Annotated in this window: 14 protein-coding genes, 1 tRNA gene, 1 rRNA gene and 5 pseudogenes; 6 read left to right on the top strand and 15 right to left on the bottom strand. The window is 40.4% G+C overall.

Annotation, left to right across the window (positions count from 1 at the left end):
- Positions 1 to 461: 461 nt before the first annotated feature.
- The gene (locus tag OGM63_RS19890; protein WP_263747389.1) at positions 462 to 731 is read right to left on the bottom strand and encodes a DUF3493 domain-containing protein; all 270 of its coding nucleotides are present in this window, start codon (positions 729 to 731) and stop codon (positions 462 to 464) included.
- A gap of 34 nt (positions 732 to 765) precedes the next feature.
- Here OGM63_RS19890 and OGM63_RS19885 point away from each other — a divergent pair.
- A tRNA-Thr gene (locus OGM63_RS19885) sits at positions 766 to 837 on the top strand.
- Between the two features lie 896 nt (positions 838 to 1,733).
- Here OGM63_RS19885 and OGM63_RS19880 read toward each other — a convergent pair.
- The 3 genes from OGM63_RS19880 to OGM63_RS19870 form a co-directional block, all read right to left on the bottom strand.
- Positions 1,734 to 2,069 carry a PDDEXK family nuclease gene (locus OGM63_RS19880; protein WP_263747388.1) on the bottom strand — a complete coding sequence of 112 codons (336 nt, stop codon included), beginning with the start codon at positions 2,067 to 2,069 and terminating at the stop codon, positions 1,734 to 1,736.
- 116 nt (positions 2,070 to 2,185) lie between these two features.
- Complete coding sequence (locus OGM63_RS19875; protein ID WP_263747387.1) at positions 2,186 to 2,524, bottom strand: XisI protein; 339 nt, start codon at positions 2,522 to 2,524, stop codon at positions 2,186 to 2,188.
- The gene (locus OGM63_RS19870) at positions 2,515 to 2,907 is read right to left on the bottom strand and encodes a XisH family protein (RefSeq protein WP_263747386.1); all 393 of its coding nucleotides are present in this window, start codon (positions 2,905 to 2,907) and stop codon (positions 2,515 to 2,517) included. The genes OGM63_RS19875 and OGM63_RS19870 overlap by 10 nt, the downstream gene beginning before the upstream one ends.
- A 356-nt stretch (positions 2,908 to 3,263) precedes the next feature.
- Between OGM63_RS19870 and OGM63_RS19865 the strand changes: the two genes are divergently transcribed.
- Complete coding sequence (locus tag OGM63_RS19865; RefSeq protein WP_263747385.1) at positions 3,264 to 6,647, top strand: CHAT domain-containing protein; 3,384 nt, start codon at positions 3,264 to 3,266, stop codon at positions 6,645 to 6,647.
- Here the strand turns inward: OGM63_RS19865 and OGM63_RS19860 are convergent.
- Both OGM63_RS19860 and mutT read right to left on the bottom strand, forming a co-directional pair.
- Entirely contained in the window at positions 6,644 to 7,018 is a 375-nt protein-coding gene (locus tag OGM63_RS19860; RefSeq protein ID WP_263747384.1) for a TetR family transcriptional regulator C-terminal domain-containing protein, read from the bottom strand. The genes OGM63_RS19865 and OGM63_RS19860 overlap by 4 nt on opposite strands.
- Positions 7,019 to 7,233: 215 nt before the next feature.
- Positions 7,234 to 7,659 (bottom strand): 8-oxo-dGTP diphosphatase MutT, encoded by a 426-nt coding sequence (gene mutT / locus OGM63_RS19855; protein ID WP_263747383.1) that lies wholly within the window; start codon positions 7,657 to 7,659, stop codon positions 7,234 to 7,236.
- Positions 7,660 to 7,902: 243 nt separating this feature from the next.
- Between mutT and OGM63_RS29900 the strand changes: the two are divergent.
- A pseudogene (locus tag OGM63_RS29900) lies at positions 7,903 to 7,983 on the top strand (IS4/Tn5 family transposase DNA-binding protein); the annotation flags it as partial.
- 111 nt (positions 7,984 to 8,094) lie between these two features.
- Here the strand turns inward: OGM63_RS29900 and OGM63_RS19850 are convergent.
- The 5 genes and pseudogenes from OGM63_RS19850 to OGM63_RS19830 form a co-directional block, all read right to left on the bottom strand.
- Positions 8,095 to 8,439, bottom strand: a complete 345-nt coding sequence (locus OGM63_RS19850) for a DUF760 domain-containing protein (protein ID WP_263747382.1) — start codon at positions 8,437 to 8,439, stop codon at positions 8,095 to 8,097.
- Between the two features lie 465 nt (positions 8,440 to 8,904).
- Positions 8,905 to 9,861, bottom strand: a complete 957-nt coding sequence (locus OGM63_RS19845) for an RNA polymerase sigma factor, RpoD/SigA family (RefSeq protein ID WP_263747381.1) — start codon at positions 9,859 to 9,861, stop codon at positions 8,905 to 8,907.
- 1,229 nt (positions 9,862 to 11,090) lie between these two features.
- A pseudogene (locus OGM63_RS29895) lies at positions 11,091 to 11,647 on the bottom strand (transposase); the annotation flags it as partial.
- A gap of 495 nt (positions 11,648 to 12,142) precedes the next feature.
- On the bottom strand, positions 12,143 to 12,313 hold the full coding sequence (locus OGM63_RS19835; RefSeq protein ID WP_263747380.1) for a hypothetical protein: 171 nt from the start codon (positions 12,311 to 12,313) through the stop codon (positions 12,143 to 12,145).
- Between the two features lie 73 nt (positions 12,314 to 12,386).
- The gene (locus tag OGM63_RS19830) at positions 12,387 to 12,599 is read right to left on the bottom strand and encodes a hypothetical protein (protein ID WP_263747379.1); all 213 of its coding nucleotides are present in this window, start codon (positions 12,597 to 12,599) and stop codon (positions 12,387 to 12,389) included.
- 88 nt (positions 12,600 to 12,687) lie between these two features.
- Between OGM63_RS19830 and OGM63_RS19825 the strand changes: the two are divergent.
- Positions 12,688 to 13,062, top strand: a pseudogene (locus OGM63_RS19825) (IS630 transposase-related protein); the annotation flags it as partial.
- A 262-nt stretch (positions 13,063 to 13,324) separates the two neighbouring features.
- Positions 13,325 to 13,747 (top strand): hypothetical protein, encoded by a 423-nt coding sequence (locus OGM63_RS19820; protein WP_263747378.1) that lies wholly within the window; start codon positions 13,325 to 13,327, stop codon positions 13,745 to 13,747.
- 80 nt (positions 13,748 to 13,827) lie between these two features.
- On the opposite strand, the pseudogene OGM63_RS19815 reads toward OGM63_RS19820, so the two are convergent.
- Positions 13,828 to 15,160 (bottom strand): annotated as a pseudogene (locus OGM63_RS19815) (IS4 family transposase).
- Positions 15,161 to 15,222: 62 nt separating this feature from the next.
- On the opposite strand from OGM63_RS19815, the gene OGM63_RS19810 reads away from it, so the two are divergent.
- Complete coding sequence (locus OGM63_RS19810) at positions 15,223 to 15,780, top strand: transposase (protein ID WP_263747377.1); 558 nt, start codon at positions 15,223 to 15,225, stop codon at positions 15,778 to 15,780.
- A 618-nt stretch (positions 15,781 to 16,398) separates the two neighbouring features.
- Here OGM63_RS19810 and OGM63_RS19805 read toward each other — a convergent pair.
- The 3 genes and pseudogenes from OGM63_RS19805 to rrf form a co-directional block, all read right to left on the bottom strand.
- Positions 16,399 to 16,542, bottom strand: a complete 144-nt coding sequence (locus tag OGM63_RS19805; RefSeq protein ID WP_263747391.1) for a hypothetical protein — start codon at positions 16,540 to 16,542, stop codon at positions 16,399 to 16,401.
- Positions 16,543 to 16,978: 436 nt separating this feature from the next.
- Positions 16,979 to 17,151 (bottom strand): annotated as a pseudogene (locus tag OGM63_RS19800) (ISAs1 family transposase); the annotation flags it as partial.
- A 141-nt stretch (positions 17,152 to 17,292) separates the two neighbouring features.
- Positions 17,293 to 17,410: ribosomal RNA gene (rrf, locus tag OGM63_RS19795) — 5S ribosomal RNA — on the bottom strand.
- Between the last annotated feature and the right edge of the window lies 1 nt (position 17,411).

The following is a 17,411-nucleotide window of genomic DNA, read 5'->3' as shown; positions in this document are numbered from 1 at the left end:
GACAAAAAGAATAATTCTTCTTTCTCCCATTCCCCCTCTCTCCCCATCCCCCCTCTCCCCCTCCTCTTCAAGCGGGCAATTAAAAGTTGAGTGTGAAGTTCGTACCAATTTGCATAAATCAAAGTGCCAAGGCTTAACAATTGTTAGGTCTTGGCACTTTAAACATTTTGAGTTTTTTAACTTTGGGGTCTTTATATTGGCTGACCCCATTTAAATTTGTGGGCTTATATTCAGGGTCTTTATATTGGCTGACCCCGTTTGAACTATTTTTAGTTTCTGTTGAAAATCTCAAGTTTTCAAATTTCCTAATAATTTCTTAATTTTTTCTGTATATATGTTTCGGTTTATATAATTATGTTAAGTTAGTTAACTAAATTAGGGGTCTGTCACCAGATATAAAAGGTAAAGCAGGCAAAAATGGAGAATTTGTCCGAGAAAAGCTTACATTTCTACTTATTTATTTATGAGCGCTTTTGCCGACGCTGTTCCCATCGCCAAAGGAATACCATTAAGGTAACGACTCCTACCTGAAGTGCTAAGTTAGGCAAAGCGCTATTAATATCGCGTCCAGCAAGCAGTTGGAAGAAAAAGACGATCGCCCCGATGAAACCAGAAGCACCGCAACCAATATATATAAATTGCCGCAAGCCGCGATAGGGGGCTGCCATTTCTGCTTTTAAACGGGCGTATTGTTCTGGGTTAACGCGATTTTTGGGATTTTGTTGTACCATGACCTTATTAGTGTTAGAATTTTGAATGGCTTTTGCCGATGTGGCTCAGTGGTAGAGCACTCGATTCGTAATCGAGCGGTCACGGGTTCAAATCCCGTCATCGGCTTTGATAAAAGTATTGTTGAATAATTAAAGTTTTACATATTCTTGTTGTACAGTGACAGATTAATGTAGTTGTGATACAGGTAGCTATTATATTAATAGCGCTTTCGCCCTGGCTCTCTAAATTGTTATTATCGAAAATTTGGGTCTAAAACCCCGTCCTTCGCTTGACGGCTTTTGGTATAATTGGGGTTGTGGAAGGGTAATCAACCACTGAAAAAACCCAATTGCTGCCTAATACGCAGACGCTGTACCTTCTCCCAAGGGGAGACGCTAACGCGAAGACAATTGAATCTATGGGGTTCTACTTCGTAGTTCTAGTATCACCTGGAAGTAGGTAAAAGATTCACAGGTACTAGACGAACAGCATTAAACTTCAAAATTAACAAAATAGAATTCAAGAGTCAGGAGCCAGAATTGAGAATTGAATAAGGATTTTGCAGATTAACGCTCTTCTATGACTCTGGGCAGAGAATATTTTCATGAAGCCCTGACGACTGGAAGTCGCGGCTATACAAACGCTCGTCCGCGATTAGGCGGACTAATCTGAGGATAGGGTTTTAAATTTAATCTGGCGAAAGTAATAAAAGAGCGTTAATAGGCTTTCTGATTACAAGTAAATTTAGTAGCGATGCCTGCGGCAGGCTATGCCAACGCATCCTCATGTTACCTGAAACTGTCACTAGGCGATGCCTGGGTTGAGCTACGCCAACGCATCTTTTTGAAATCAAGCGGCGGTTCTTTTTTAATAAAATCTTGTCGATGGGTTCACATCATAACCTCACCCCGATAAAGCTCTGCTTTATCTCCCCTCTCCTTAAAAAGGAGAGGGGGTAGGGGAGCGCTAGTTTGTTGGGCGGGTTTCCCGACAGTCACGCACCTGGCGTGGTGAGGTGTAAGTCATGAACGCAACTCGGTATAAGTTTGGTGGGGGATAGCAAGATATAAAATCCGGTCGCTTCCTTGTTCTTCTAAAATATCGTAATAAAGAATAAACAAATGCGAACCCCGAAATAACAATTGCGAACCCCGAAATAACAATTGCGATCGCCAAATCAACAAATGCGAACGCTGAAATAACAAATGCGAACGCTGAAATAACAAATGCGAACGCTGAAATAACAAATGCGAACGCTGAAATAACAAATGCGATCGCCAAATCGATTCAGGCGTTGGCGTAGCCCAACCCAGGCATCGCTGAAATAATACAGCAGATTGCGTTTTTATTGAATACACGTAGAGACGTTCCGCCGGAACGTCTCTACAGGGTTTTGGGTTTTCAGAATGAATTCTATCAAGAGGAACAAACACAACGACTGTTTATTGGGCACTCACTATGGCATAAATATTTCTCAAGTTCCAAACTCGGTAAACTGACGCACATAGGGTTCGTGAAACGCCAAAATAATATCTTGCTTGGGTACTCCCATTTCCACCAATCTATTGGCAATCCCTTCTTCCGTACCATCATGTTGAATCCATATTCTCCCATCTTTGATATCGAGATGTAGAATACAGCCAAAATCACGTTTATTTCCCCGCCAACCGACATAAAGTAATTGATAGTGGTCTTGCTGTTCGTCGAAAATTGTTTGCACATCATACTCTTCGGCATTTCGTTGCATCGAAGCTCGCTTTTGCCGTTCGCAAAGAAGATGTCGAATATATTGCCGATATTTTTCTACAGCCATTGACGAATAACCTCCTCTTGTACATCGTAAATTATCAATCGTAATTGATATTTTGTAACTGCCGATGTAATAAATTTCCGTTGAAAAAAACTTTCATAAATTGGGACGCGAACAGCTAAATAAAGTTGGCGTTCTGGTTCAATTTTATCTAATGCATCCCGATAGTTTAAAAACTGTCCCAAGGCTGTATGAAATTCTGAAACATTCGATGGACTAATAAAACTTTTAATTTCCACCGCTATTTTTTGTCCCTCTTTCTCTGCTCCTAAAAGTTGCTCTGCTGCTAAATCAATCTCAAAATCTACATCATCTACATTGACTTCATAAGGGTCAGCCGTAATCTTCCAGCCTTCTTTTTCTAAAGCTTTTCTGACAATCCGCATGAAATCTATCTTTTGCCATAGGAGTTCACTATACTAAGAATTAGGCTGGTTAAAGGTAGATAATACACAATATTCGCTTGAATTCGTATTTTAACTTAGGGTTAGTTTGGCAGTAACGCCCAAAGATGTGCAAGCGATGCCTGGGTTGGGCTACGCCAACGCATTCATCAACAATTAAAAGATAATCTTCAAAGCTTCAGCAGCTAGTTTTTTTGTTGAATGTAGATGTAGGGCGATGATAGCTCGTTGTCGGGAACGCATCACCTGTGATGAAAATCTATCCGTTTCCGAAATCTAGGGCGCTGGTGTTGAATTTCTCTGATAATAAAATATGTGCGACTCTCACGTCCTTACCTATGAACGAACAGCGTCAGCAAGCCTATTTCAACCTCATTCAAAGCCTGTTGAATTGCCGCAGTCACGATGAAGTTCGAGAGATTTTGGCAGCAAACCAAGATTTAATTGATCCTGGCTTAGTACAAAAGATGCAGGAAATGGCAAGTAATCTACGAAGGCAGGGCGAATTAGACCAAGCTAATTGTTTAATGAGTATAGTAGGGCAGCAGTTTGGGGTTTATAGTAAATTATCATTGACTGCTACAGAAAAAGAATACTTAGATTTCTTAGAGCAAGTGCTGAAAGTAATAGCAGATAGTAGAGGTAACGCACAGGTAATTTACCCCTTGCTGGAAAACAATACAGACAAACTCGACGTTGTGTTAGCAGAAATATTGCGCCGCAGGGGAACAAATAGACTCAGAGAAGCCCAAGCAGATGAGGCGAAATCCATCGCTGGAGATATAGTAATTTTTAGCTATCTAATTCAGCAATTCCCCTTGGGTAAGAAAGCCAGCAATATGGAAATTGCCATCACTGGCTATGAAGTCGCGCTGACAGTCTACACTAGCGAAGCTTTTCCCCAAGATTGGGCAATGACGCAAATTAATCTCGGTGCTGCCTACCGTGAAAGAATTCTAGGAGAGAAAGCAGAAAATATCGAATTGGCGATCGCTGCTTTTGATGCTGCTCTGAGTGTCACAACCCAGCAAGCATTTCCCCAATATTGGGTAATGACGCAAATTAATCTCGGTGCTGCCTACCGTGAAAGAATTCTAGGAGAGAAAGCAGAAAATATCGAATTGGCGATCGCTGCTTTTGATGCTGCTCTGAGTGTCACAACCCAGCAAGCATTTCCCCAATATTGGGTAATGACGCAAATTAATCTCGGTGCTGCCTACCGTGAAAGAATTCTAGGAGAGAAAGCAGAAAATATCGAATTGGCGATCGCTGCTTATACTGCTGCTTTGAGTGTCTACACCCAGCAAGCCTTTCCCCAAGATTGGGCAATAACACAAAATAATCTTGGTAATGCCTACCGTGAAAGAATCACAGGAGAGAAAGCAGAAAATATCGAATTGGCGATCGCTGCTTATACTGCTGCTTTGAGTGTCACAACCCAGCAAGCCTTTCCCCAAGATTGGGCAGGTACGCAAAATAATCTCGGTAGTGCCTACCGTGAAAGAATCCTAGGAGAGAAAGCAGAAAATATCAAATTGGCAATCGCTGCTTTTTCTGCTGCTTTGAGTGTCTACACTCAACAAGCCTTTCCCCGATATTGGGCAATGACGCAAAATAATCTCGGTACTGCCTACTTTCAAAGAATCACAGGAGAGAAAGCAGAAAATATCGAATTGGCGATCGCTGCTTATACTGCTGCTTTGAGTGTCAAAACCCAGCAAGCCTTTCCCCAAGATTGGGCAATGAGACAACATAATCTCGGTAGTGCCTACGTTGAAAGAATTCTAGGAGAGAAAGCAGAAAATATCGAATTGGCGATCGCTGCTTTTTCTGCTGCTTTGAGTGTCAGAACCCAGCAAGCCTTTCCCCAAGATTGGGCAATGACACAACATGGTCTCGGTGTTGCCTACCGTGAAAGAATTCTAGGAGAGAAAGCAGAAAATATCGAATCGGCGATCGCTGCTTTTTCTGCTGCTTTGAGTGTCACAACCCAGCAAGCCTTTCCCCAAGACCATGCAGAAACTTTATGGAATCTGGGAATTACCTACCAAGACACAAACCAGCTCACCTTAGCTTACACTACCTTTAAATCCGCCATTGCCACAGTAGAATCTTTGCGGGAGGAAATAGTTTCTGGGGAGGAAAGCAAACGCAAGCAAGCGGAATCCTTTAACCATGTTTATAGCCGCATGGTGGAAGTTTGCCTGGAATTAGCTAATATCACCGAAGCAATTGAATATGTTGAACGTAGTAAAACCCGCAATTTAGTTGAACAAATTCTCGAACGTGATCGCAAAACTATCTTTCCCGCAGATGTTGTCACTCAACTAGAAACATACAGGGGTAAAATAACTACAGGACAATCTCAAATCCAAAATGGCGAAGCTGAAAATCCAAAAGTCCTAGCACAACATCTCCAAGAATTGCGACAGCAGCGTAATGAATTGCAAGACCGCTACTTAAGAGTTGGTTATGGTTTCAAATTTGACTCATTCCAAGCTACTTTGAATGAGCGTACAGCCATTATCGAGTGGTATATTTCCAACGATAAAATTCTGGCGTTTATAGTCAAGGCGACAGGAGAGGTAACAGTTTGGCAATCGCAACCAGAAGACCAAAAAGCTTTGTATGATTGGGTAAATCAATATTTGCATAACTACTACAATCAAAAAGACCAGTGGCAGAATAGCTTAGGGGAAGAACTCAAGAAATTAGCTTCGATTCTGCACATTGATGAAATATTAACCCAGATACCAAAGAACTGCGATCAACTCATCCTAATCCCCTATACTGCCCTACACTTATTCCCCCTTCATGCACTCCCAATAAATCAAAATTCTGAAAATTCGCGTTGTCTTGTGGATTTATTCCCTCGTGGTGTGAGTTATGCACCTAGTTGTCAAATACTGCAACAGGTACAACAGCGCGATCGCCCTAATTTTCAATCTCTGTTTGCTATCCAAAACCCCACAGGAGATTTAAACTATACAGATTTAGAAGTACAAGTTATTCAAAGCTACTTTAATACTGCTAATGTCCTGAAAAAAACAGCAGCGACACTCACAGCAATTAATAATTCTGACTTAAACACTTACCACTGCGCCCACTTTAGCTGTCACGGGTATTTTAACTTAACAAACCCCGGTAAATCAGCCCTAATTTTGGCAAATGCACCTATCGCAGACACACCAATAAAACCCGACTCGGAACGTTACCTGAATTTACGAGCAGGGGAAACCCACGATTTAGAAAAATGTCTTACCCTAGATAAAATCTTCAGTCTCAAATTAGAGAAATGTCGCCTTGTCACCCTTTCTGCCTGTGAAACTGGATTGATTGATTTTAACAATGCCAGTGACGAATATATTGGTTTACCTAGCGGTTTTCTGTTAGCTGGGAGTCAAGCTGTAGTTAGTAGTTTGTGGACTGTCAGCGATTTATCTACAGCGTTTTTGATGATGAAATTTTATGAAAACCTGCAAACAATAACTAGTGTCTCCTTAGCACTCAATCAAGCACAACAGTGGTTGCGAAATTTAACTATAGAAGAATTTGAAGCACTGCTAGTTAAATATAAGCTACAAATTGAGGAAGTTTTTGCCCAACTTGAAGAAGATGACCAGATAGTTGCCGAGGAATATTTATTGCAAACTAGGAATCGTCAGCCATATCCTTTTGAAAATCCTTTCTATTGGGCAGCTTTCACCGCCACAGGAGTTTAAGATTCAGAATCAGGAACTTGGCAAAATTTTTTCACCCCAATTTTAAACGCATAAATGGCAACTACACTTGCCAATCCTGGAGGAATAGCAGCACTCATTGCCAAGGGTTCTATAACAAGAGGTATTATCCCTGCTGCCAATTCGTCTCTAAACTCTTGTTGGCAGATTATCTTGCGGGATTTTTCTAACAACTCGTCCAAAATATTTGATTTTCTGGATGGTTCATAACCAGCCCTAATTGCCAATATTTTAGCTGCTGTCTCCAGATTTCCCTTACGCTGCTCAATGAGATCAAGAGCAGCAAGGACATCTGGATTATTTGCCAACTGGCTGCGAAACTGACTAATTTCTTCTGGTGTAACGGTAATCATTTAATAGTTTTAACCAGTAAATAAATATACGAAGTATTCAGCAATTATAGATCTAATGCCTAATCAATAGATGTGGCGATCGCCGCTCATACGACATCAACAGTAGGGACAATGAATGCGATCGCGCATTTTGGACAACTAGAAAAATTCACTTGGAGACCTCACCTTCAGACTAGAAAGCACTGGTACGAACAAAACCCACAATTAATTAAGCTTTAAGGATGAGAGCGATCGCTTTCACGTAAAGCTGCAATAATTTGAATATTTGCTTGAGGAAAAGCAAAGCGATCGAGTTCATCCAAACTCACCCAGCGAATTTCATCGCACTCTAGCGCTTGAGGAACACCCGTAAGATGGCGGCAATGATGTACAGTCAGGGTAACGCGCAAGTGGGTATAGGTATGATCGATAGTGATCAGATGTTTTCCTACTTCAATAAGTATTCCCAATTCTTCGTTAATTTCCCGTTTGATACACTCTTCGACGGTTTCACCTTTCTCGATTTTACCCCCAGGAAATTCCCACAAACCGCCCATTGCGCCTTCAAGACGACGGCGATCAATTAATATTTGCCCTTGCTCATTCGATATTACGGCGACACCAATGATTTTATGGGGTGGTGGAGAAATAATTTCAATCATGGTTTTTAGTTAGTAGTTAGTAGATAGTAGAACAACTAACTATTAAGCATTAAGTAGATCGGCTTAATTAAACATAAAATGGGTGGGCATCCTGCCCTTTCCGATGTTCCTAATTTTTATTTCTGACTTTTCCCATTAAGTCTTGAAAAGCTTGGTCACAAAGGATTTAGGGTAGGGTACAATCTTTTCAATATGATAAGGCAAGCCTGGTATCATAGGCGACAAACCATGTGAGACTGGTGCGAGAAAAATTTTGCAACTTATGATTTAGGCGATCGTAGATTAGATGAGCGTGCAATGTCGATAGGCAAAGCACTCAGCTAGTTTGTCCACGCAACTGTATCAAGATTAACTTAATTAAGTTTTGTATCGCCGTGACAATAGGAAAGTATTTATTTAACAACATCGAATTTCTAGGACGAAAGTTTTAAATCCTTAGTCGTTCTCGGTGTTGTTATTTTCAGTTCCTTGGAATGCCATTTCAAAGTTCATTCTTTGTTCGGCATTACGCAAGAAATAGCCACTAATCATAGCAGATGCGAGAAGCCTACCCAAACTTTCGCGGCTGGTAGTAATAGTCACACCAAAGTGTTCCGCAGGCAGGTTTCCCAACAGCCCGACAATATTGCGCTCGATTACTTGAAAGACTTCTGGGGAATTGGGTTTGGATAGCTGGGTAATTGTCTCTGGACTCAAGGCTTTAACGTACTGCCACAGCATTTCCCTGGTTTCTGGCTCACTGTTAAAAAATTCTGATACTTGATTGGATGGGTTACTCACGTTTTGCCTCCTTTACTACCACAGCTATGTGCGGTGTTTGTAAATTGAATAGTAAAAGCTCGTATTATATTTGACTAAGCAGCCTGTTGTCTGTTCTTGTCAACTAATGTAACAAGTTACTTCTCATCTGCGAGTCGGTGTAACCGAACCAAAAGCAGCGTAGTTTCTCACCTGATTTGTTAGTGGATAGTCCTATATCTTCGACTTGGCTACTTCCAGTCGCGGCTAGACACACAAAACCTGCCTCCGGAGGTTTGGAACTTTTGATTTTCTCTTGAACCAGGGTAAGCAAAGTTTATTTGTATAGCCGCGAACTCTATTCACCAAGGCTAAGGGAGAACCATAAAAATAAATCTCCACCCATCACACCGATTAGCTTACCAACGAAAAAATTTAAAATCAGGTCGTCAATTTATTTACTGGCAAGTGCCTAACAACTAACACCCAACCACTAACAACCAACAACTAACTCGCCAAATATTCACCCATATTTGCTTTAGATTTGCGAAGTTTAGTTAGAGCTTCGCGTTCGATTTGCCTTACTCGTTCGCGGCTAATGTTCAAAAGTTCACCGATTCTGGCAAGAGTAAGCGCTTGTCCATCAGTTAATCCAAAGCGGAGGGTGAGAACTTCTCGCTGTTGCGGGGTAAGGTCTGCCATGAGACGGTCTAAGTCAAAAGATAGAGAAGATTGCATGACAAAATCTTCTGGAGTAAGTCCTGGATCTTCTAACATTTCTCCAAGTTCGGTATCGTAATTATCTCCTAGCCGCAAATCGAGTGATAGAGGCAGACGAGCTTTTTCTAGATACTCTCGGACTTGCTTGGGAGTTAATTCTAATTCTTGTGCTAATTCAGCAGCTGATGGGGCACGTCCTAATTTTTGGGATAAATGGCGCTGTGCTTTTTTGATTTTATTGAGTTTTTCGGTAATGTGGATGGGTAGCCGGATAGTGCGAGCTTTTTCGGCGATCGCCCGCGTGATGGCTTGGCGAATCCACCAATAAGCATAAGTGGAAAATCTGTAGCCTTTGGTGGGGTCAAATTTTTCTACACCCCGTTGCATCCCAATGCTACCTTCTTGGATTAAATCGAGTAAATCGACGTTGCGCTTTATGTACTTTTTGGCAACCGATACGACTAGTCGCAAATTGGCTTCTACCATTTTGCGCTTGGCTATTTCACCTTCGGCGATCGCTTCGTTCAACTCTCCTAATTCTAAATTTGTCGCTTTTGCCCACTCTTCTAAAGTCGGTTCATGACCTAACTTCATCAAAAGCGACTCCCTTACCTCATACAAAGCAGTTGCACGTTGCACCTGTTTGCCATAATGTATCTCTTCTTCGTGGCTTAAGAGTGGCACGCGGCCAATCTCACGCAGGTAAGTCCGCACTAGGTCTGTCGCTGTCTGAGCGGTCTTCATGGCGCTACTCTTTGGTAATGGTGGGTTTTACGGTAGGGTGAAATGATAAATGCATCTTTGCCGGCATTACTCAGTATGTTTGATAAGCCATCTTGAATTTACAACTTATACGCCTCTGCAAGAGTGGTAATAATATTCATATTTAGTTGTTAACTGCTAGAAGGTACAATTGTTTTTCTTTCCTTGCAAGTGTCTAGAGTTAGATAAAAGGTAGCCGATGCTACATATATACTATCTTTGCGGTATTAATAATTGTAACATTTATGAGAATATTTTGACTAGACGGCACGATAAAATTTCTTCACTCTTTCCTTTCATGAAAGACTAATATTTCCCTAAAGCTTTATAGAGGGTCATTTAATAAATCTATCTATGACAAACATAAGTCCCTAAGATTGCTTAAAAAAAATTAACAATCTTAGGCTGGAGACTGGGGACTAGGGCGTGTTTTTGCTCCTCATCATATCCTAGAAAAGGATGTGATCCCTCTGTTGTAATGATAAACCGAGGAGACTTTAGTCACGAACAGTGGGAGAGGTTAAAACCGTTACTAGAACCACAGAAAGTGTGAACAGGCAAGTCAAATGGGAAAAAGACCTGACTTTTCACCACCGGATGTGGAAAAGGAAATTAGTTCGCGATTAATCATCGCGAACTAATTCTCTGAACTGAAGATGATTTGCGCTCTCTAATTTGACACTCCCCGCTCACTCATAGACGTGGATTCTTGGTTCTTCCAAACAGCCTTAAATTTTTGTGTCCCACCCACGCTCTCGCCGACTAGTAGACTGGCAGTACTTAACCAAACAATCAATACCAAATTAGGAGATGCCCAGTCAATTCACAAAAAACCCAGTGGGCATTTGTCCACGCCAGTCGCTTCAAGTCGGGAAACCTGCGATAGCGCGCTGGCTCCCAAGCTTTTAGGTACTTTGTTGAAAGTGCAATAAATGCGCTGCGGAGGTTTAAAAAGTAAAATATGGTCAGCCTCTAAGTAAGTCGGCAGGAAAATTTATAAGTATGTAACGAAAAGTTAACCAGAGCGATTAGAGTTAAATTTAACACGTTGTGTACTATGATTGCCTTTTTCTCCTCTAGCTTCAACCCCATTAAGTAGGTCGGCGAAAAAATTTCTAACTATGTAACGAAAAATTAATTAGAGCAATTGGAGTCAAATTTAAAACGTTGTGTGGTGTAGTTTTCCCTTTCTCAAGAAAGCTTCAACACCATTAATGACGGCATATGCACTTGTTTAATTCGTCATCAAACATTTGCCCGCAGATTTCATAATTCTTGAGTTGCTGCCACTCCAATTCAATTGGGTTGATTTCAGAACAGTATTTGGGCAAAAAGAAGATGTATAAACCCATGTGTTCCCACTTTGACCACAGCTGTTGTACCTTGGAGCATCGATGTATTGAGCCATTATCTTGCACGATCACCCTGATAGGTCCAACTGTTGCGGCCTCAGTTGCTTCAAGCTCCATCATTTGAATATAAGATTTGCTACCAATGCTTCCAATTACCAGACCATAAACAAAACTGATTAAAGGCTGGAGTAAGCCAAGAATACTTAGTCTTCTACCACGTCGCTTAGTTTGTTCTAAACGTTTTTGCTCAATATCTATAACCTGGAATACTCCACATACAGAAAGAAAGATTCATCCAAGTATTTGAGATCAATCTCTCCTGCTGCTGCGGCTAACTCCAACATATCGAGGTCTGCTTGTTTGATTTGTCTGACTACGGGGTCTTGTTTTCCTTTGTGGCTTCTTCGCGCTCTCTTTCAAACGAATGATCTACTGCCCAATAATAAAGATAGTTGATTTTTACTCCTCGACTTGGCTGAACTTTTGCTGTTCCTTTAGGTGTTGAGGGCAGAGTAAATATTTTAAAGTTCTGGTCGTACACTATTTTTTTATGAGCCCGAGAACCACTCAAAGCTAGTCCAGCTAACAAAGCTTGGCGTGGGCTTTGTAAGAGTGCCGGATGTTCCTTAGAGTCATAGAACTCATAACTATAAGTACAAAAGTATTCATTGAGTTCATCTAATGTCCAAACTCCTTGACCTTTTGGATTATTTGATTCGTAACAACCCGAACATTTTTAGTAATTTGGGTGTTGCCTTTGAGGTTATAAAAAAACTCAGTATTAGTAGTTCCGAAAACACGTTCAACGACTGAACCAAACCTGGCTTTGGCAGCAGGTCTTTGCTTTTTATTACATCCAAAGGCAGCTAGAAGTGTTTAAAAATAAGTGCTACCAAATTCCGCTCCCCCATCTACCACAATCGTTTCTGGGAAACGATAAAAGTGCTGAACACAAAGATTTGATAGCGGTTATTCGCTGATGCTAAAGCTTCTGGACTTGCTTTAAGGAAATGCTCTATTGCTTCTGGGTGAATTCCTGTTTTTTCAGGAACTTTTAGACCAACAATTTCACCTTGCGGCACCAATAGATCAAATTCTGAATGTGTTAAATGAATTAGGGAATTAAATGAGCGCAGTACAATTTTACTTTCTCCATTATTCAGATTGTTGATGCAACGGTGGTAGTTGAGAAACTGGGACACTCCAAACTTGTCTTTTTTCGGTACGATGATGTCCCTTTTCTACCCGTTCATCATAACTAAAAGTTATACCCTCAAAATCGAGAGCGATCGGTTGATCAAACCAAGTCTTGACCTGCCCATGAAGTGTAGGATGGTTGGCTTTGAGCGCTAAAACATAATCAGCCAAGGCATTGTATAGCAACCGCCAAGGGGGTTTGGGTATAAACTATAAATAGCCCGTTTCCTTTTCTTACGGAGCGCGATCGCACTCTGATATGCCCAAACCCTACAGTTACGACCTTCGTCAAAAGGTCATCCAAGCTATCGAACTTGATGGCTTGAAGAAAAGCGAAGCCAGTGAACTATTTAATATCAGTCGTAATACCATAGACTTATGGCTAAAGTGACAAGCCGAAACTGGCGACTTTCAAGCCTTGCCCAATCAGCCCCCCGGTAATGGTCATAAAATCACCCACTGGGAAAAATTTCGGGAGTTCGCTTTATCTCACGGGGATAAAACCCTCTTTCGAGATGGCCTCACTTTGGTCCGGAGAAATTAGCGATCGCACCATTTCACGGGCATTGAATAAAATTGGCTTCACTCGAAAAAAAAGACTTACGGCTACCGTGAGCGCGATGAAGACAAACGGCGAACGCTAAAAGTCATATCTAGAGTCCAATGCAATCCATTTTCAACGCCCCAATGGAGGCAGATAGCCTGCCCCAGTTTATAAGCATCACTCCCCAAACTCAGTAAATCGCAAAGTTTTTTCCAAGAGAGCGATCGCCAATTCGACACTCAGTAGATGTTAGTTCTAAATAATACCTATTTTCTAATTAAAACTTATATTCAATAAAAGACGTTCAAAAACTGAAATTATCAAGAATGTACATCCACCCGAATAATGACCATTGACGACTTTACCAAAACAGCTTGCACTAACTGATTCAGAAACGCTTGACGAAGTTCTGGATTGTTTAAGTGAAAATATTTCTATTGAGACGCAAGGAGCTTGTGATCAAAAAACTCTATTTGAAATATTAGTGAGAGCAGCAAGTAGTGGAGATAGTATTGAGAATACAACAAAAGTTTTAAATAGTAGCCCATGTGGTGGCGATATCAGGTATCACTTAGATAAAATCAATAATTTTGAGCAGCTAGAAAATCAAATCAATCTAGCTCTCAAAAGTAGAATTCCTCGTCGGATTAAAAATACTCCTCATAAAATTGCCATTGATTTAAATTTAATTCCTTACTATGGAAAACCTGATAGTGATGAAGAGCCTTATATTTATAGAAGTCAGGCTAAGTCCATTGGTCACAAGTTAGGCTAAAAGGACTTTCGTCAATAAGTAAAAATACTCAAATTTACCTGAATAAAAAGTTAAAATCTGGGTTATTTATGAAGGGAGGGTTAGAAAAAAAATTCTTCGGGGCTTCGTTGAGTAGCAGGAAACGGGGAGACAATCAGCCTGACATTAGGTTTTCGTACTCGCTTGACAATTCCTAAATCCCGATTTTGGGGGTCAGTAAAATATTTAATTGGGTCTGTAACTAATCCTTTTTCATAAGCTACAGAAAAATGATACATCCCCCGATAAATCATTTCTAAAGATATCTGCTCAAACGGCATTTCTAATTCATCTGCTACAGCATCTCCTAAATCTACTAAAATCGCATAAAATAGCCAAGTACCCCAAATTTGTAATTGCACTCCATTTAAAGAACCCGTCCATAAATAACTTAAATTTAGTAGGCGTTTCACCGTACAAAACGCATCCTCAATCCGCCAGCGTCTTCGATATAAATCTGCTACTACATAAGGGGGTAAAATTCGAGGCTCAAGTACACTGGTTAGATACGAATGCCATGCTTTCCCTGACCGAATTTCTACTAACCTTACAGTGATAACAGGTGTTTTTTTTGTTCCAGAACCTATCTTGATAATGCGGTCTTTTATGTCATAACTACTGGTTAGTACCTGCTCTACTTGATAAGACGCTCCTTTCTTTATGCGAGTAATAAAATCAATTTTTCTGTCAATTAGTTTTTGCCAAAATGCAAAATGATAGAAGCCTCTATCTAGTAGTAGCAAGGTTTTCTCTTTTACTATATTCAGTAAATCATCCTCCCAATGAGTATCTGCTTGTTTGGGGTTTATCCAAAACCAAATTTCCACAGGGAGATGAGTTACTAAATCCATTACTGTTCCCATTTTTCCCGCTAGCTGCACGAGTGGTACATTTTCTAGACTTTTTAGCTTACGATCGGGGTGCTTCTAATGTTGAACCGTCTGCTATCCATATCCTTTCAAATCTTTTTAGTGTAAATTGTATGCTTTCTGGTAATGGTCGAGAGCTTCTCCTTGACCATTTGTTTCTCAGATTAGGGAGTAATTCTTTAAAGACTCTTTCAAATAAAATGGCAGGAAAAGTTAAAAATCTTTGTGATAATGCTTGTTGCCTAACTTTTTGGGGTTCACACCACAAAAATCCCTCTCTATTTAATAATCGGGTTAATTCTTGTACCCCAGGAACTTCGCGCCACAATAAAGTTAATACCGCTGCCACCATTAATGGTAGGTTGAGAATTCTGTCTCTTAATTCCAGTTGTCGGTAGTAGCTTTTTTGGGCTGCGATGGCAGGAATTAGTAGGTTTTCTAGCCGAGTGGCGATCGCTTCATTTTCCGGTTGCGGACGATTCTTCTTCTTAGCATGGTCTCGGTTAATACTCTTGGTACTACTCATATAGATTTAAGGGATGTCACAATTCCTTTAAGGATATAGCTTTCAGCCCTTTTTGGCGATTTTTGACATACCCCCTTGACAATTGGCTCTTTTTCTTAACTTGTGACCAATGGGCTAAGTCAGGAACTTGTTCTTTTTACGCCTATGCAAGTTTATATATATTAACCAAGGGAAAACGAATTACATTGGCGATTAGAGGAGTACGTTGGTTAGATACAAATGTTGCCATTCTCACATACTTATTAGCTGAACTTGAAGCGATTAAAGTAAATGTAAAAACACTCTATTTGGATAGAGGTTTTTTTAGTATCGCTGTAATCAGGTGGTTGCAAGCCTTGGATATTCCTTTTGTAATGCCTGCGATTAGAAGAGGAAAAAAGGGTGGCGTAAATCAATTTATTAAAGGTAGAAGTAGTTATAAAACTACTTACACAATGGGTGAAGAGAAAGATAATCATGTTACCTTTAATTTGTGGATTATCTGCAAATACAAAAAAGGTAAAAGAAAACAACATGGCATCGAATACTTTGCTTATGTTGTTTATAAGTCGAAAATAAACCTATCTTACATTCATCAAGATTATCGAAAAAGATTTGGAATTGAAAGCAGTTATAGATGAAAAAATCTATGTCGAATCAGAACAAATAATAAGAAGCCTGTACTGAGATTATTATTTGTTGGTATTTCTTTTGTGTTAGTCAATATTTGGGTTTATCTACTTTGGTTTAAGATTAGTCGAAAACGAAAGGGTAGGCGATTAATTTATCGTCACCTTTTTTGTCTTAAACAAATGTTAGCTTTTCTACGCCAAGTTGTTGAGCGCAAATATGGAACTGTTAAAGGTATTTATATTCCATCGGGTTAGCAGTCGTTAAAAGTTGCTTAAATATAAGTAAAATTAATTTATCCCAGCCTAGGGGTTAAGATAGTTCCGCAGAAAATGTATCTCTAGTTACAAAATTTTGGCGATCGCTCTCTTGGAAAAAACTTTGCGATTTACTGAAACTAGTTAAATAAAACTGAACTTCGTGCGTAGTTTTACTCTACAGATGTTTTACTCGCACCACCATGACAACGGTTTGAAGTCCCACCAATCGTCTTGATTATGTAGAGGTGGCAGTTGAGAAACGGAAACGCTGCAAATTTTTCGCTTTTCAGTGCGATGATGCCGTTTTTTTACCCGTTCGTTGTAGCTTATGGTTATGCCTTGAAATTGATTCGCGATGGCTTGATCAAACTAAGTTTTGATCTGCCCATGAAGTGTTGGATGGTTGGCTTTAAGTGCTAAGACGTAATCAGCTTTGGCATTATATATTTGAGTAGCGATCGCTGTTTGTGAACGCAAAAGCATCAATGGTAATGATGCATCCTGCCAAGTCAAGCAATTAGACTTATCCTTAATATAAATAGCATGAGATAATAAAAAGCTGGAGTAGAAATTATGTGGAAAGAATATGACAAGTCCAATGGCCACGAATTGAATCGCATCCTCATGAAGCTAAACGCCTAATTGGAATTAGTTATGACCAGTTTTTAGCATTGGTCGCCTTGGCAGAGCAAAGGCATATAAAAAAAAACAGGCAGAAATTGAAAAAAAGAAAATTCGGATTATCGCCCCTGGAGGCGGGCGTAAACCAGAGATGTCAGCCAAAGAAGGAATATACTTATGTCTAGTTTAGCTGAGACAAAAACCAATTTTTTCTCTCTCAATGCCTTCAAACCCTCATTTTCTCGTACAGCCAGATGGCGATCGCTCCTTCCGTGCAAATCCTTGTAACTCTCTCCTGGTAAGCTTTCATGATTCGCGGATGAGTCTATTCTAGTAATGCAGGAATTGCCTTGATTTCGTTAGATTTATCGGCTACTTTTACTTGTCCCAGCACAAGACTATGTTTGCTTGCCCATGCGCTTACCAAATGTAAAGCCGATTTTCCCTGTCCTCTATCGTAGGAACCTTTTAAAGTCTTACATCAATGGAAACTACTTGTCCACTGTCTCAACTACCGATTGCACTCAAGCTCGAAAGCATCGCTCAAATGCTTTTGGGTAAATAGGTTCAAACACTCGTCTAAATATATAAAGCCCCTGTGATTAAATTCAGAGGGGCTTGTTTGTTTGATTAGAATATAAAACCTGGCATAGAGCTATTTTGGCGTAGGGCTACCCCTAGACTATCGTCGCCGCAGCAGCGTTTCACCTCTGAGTTCGGGATGGGTTCAGTGTGGTTCCACCGCGCAATAAACACCAGGA

This window comes from Plectonema radiosum NIES-515, from assembly GCF_025753815.1.
Classification (GTDB): domain Bacteria; phylum Cyanobacteriota; class Cyanobacteriia; order Cyanobacteriales; family Nostocaceae; genus Hassallia; species Hassallia radiosum_A.
This window is presented reverse-complemented; position numbering and strand designations above follow the sequence as displayed.

What these genes read in the sequence shown, in the direction of transcription:
- OGM63_RS19860 (WP_263747384.1), bottom strand. Translation starts at nt 7,018, where the DNA reads ATGATTACCGTTACACCAGAAGAAATTAGTCAGTTTCGCAGCCAGTTG.
- OGM63_RS19890 (WP_263747389.1), bottom strand. Translation starts at nt 731, where the DNA reads ATGGTACAACAAAATCCCAAAAATCGCGTTAACCCAGAACAATACGCC.
- OGM63_RS19865 (WP_263747385.1), top strand. Translation starts at nt 3,264, where the DNA reads ATGAACGAACAGCGTCAGCAAGCCTATTTCAACCTCATTCAAAGCCTG.
- OGM63_RS19875 (WP_263747387.1), bottom strand. Translation starts at nt 2,524, where the DNA reads ATGGCTGTAGAAAAATATCGGCAATATATTCGACATCTTCTTTGCGAA.
- mutT (WP_263747383.1), bottom strand. Translation starts at nt 7,659, where the DNA reads ATGATTGAAATTATTTCTCCACCACCCCATAAAATCATTGGTGTCGCC.
- OGM63_RS19870 (WP_263747386.1), bottom strand. Translation starts at nt 2,907, where the DNA reads ATGCGGATTGTCAGAAAAGCTTTAGAAAAAGAAGGCTGGAAGATTACG.
- OGM63_RS19845 (WP_263747381.1), bottom strand. Translation starts at nt 9,861, where the DNA reads ATGAAGACCGCTCAGACAGCGACAGACCTAGTGCGGACTTACCTGCGT.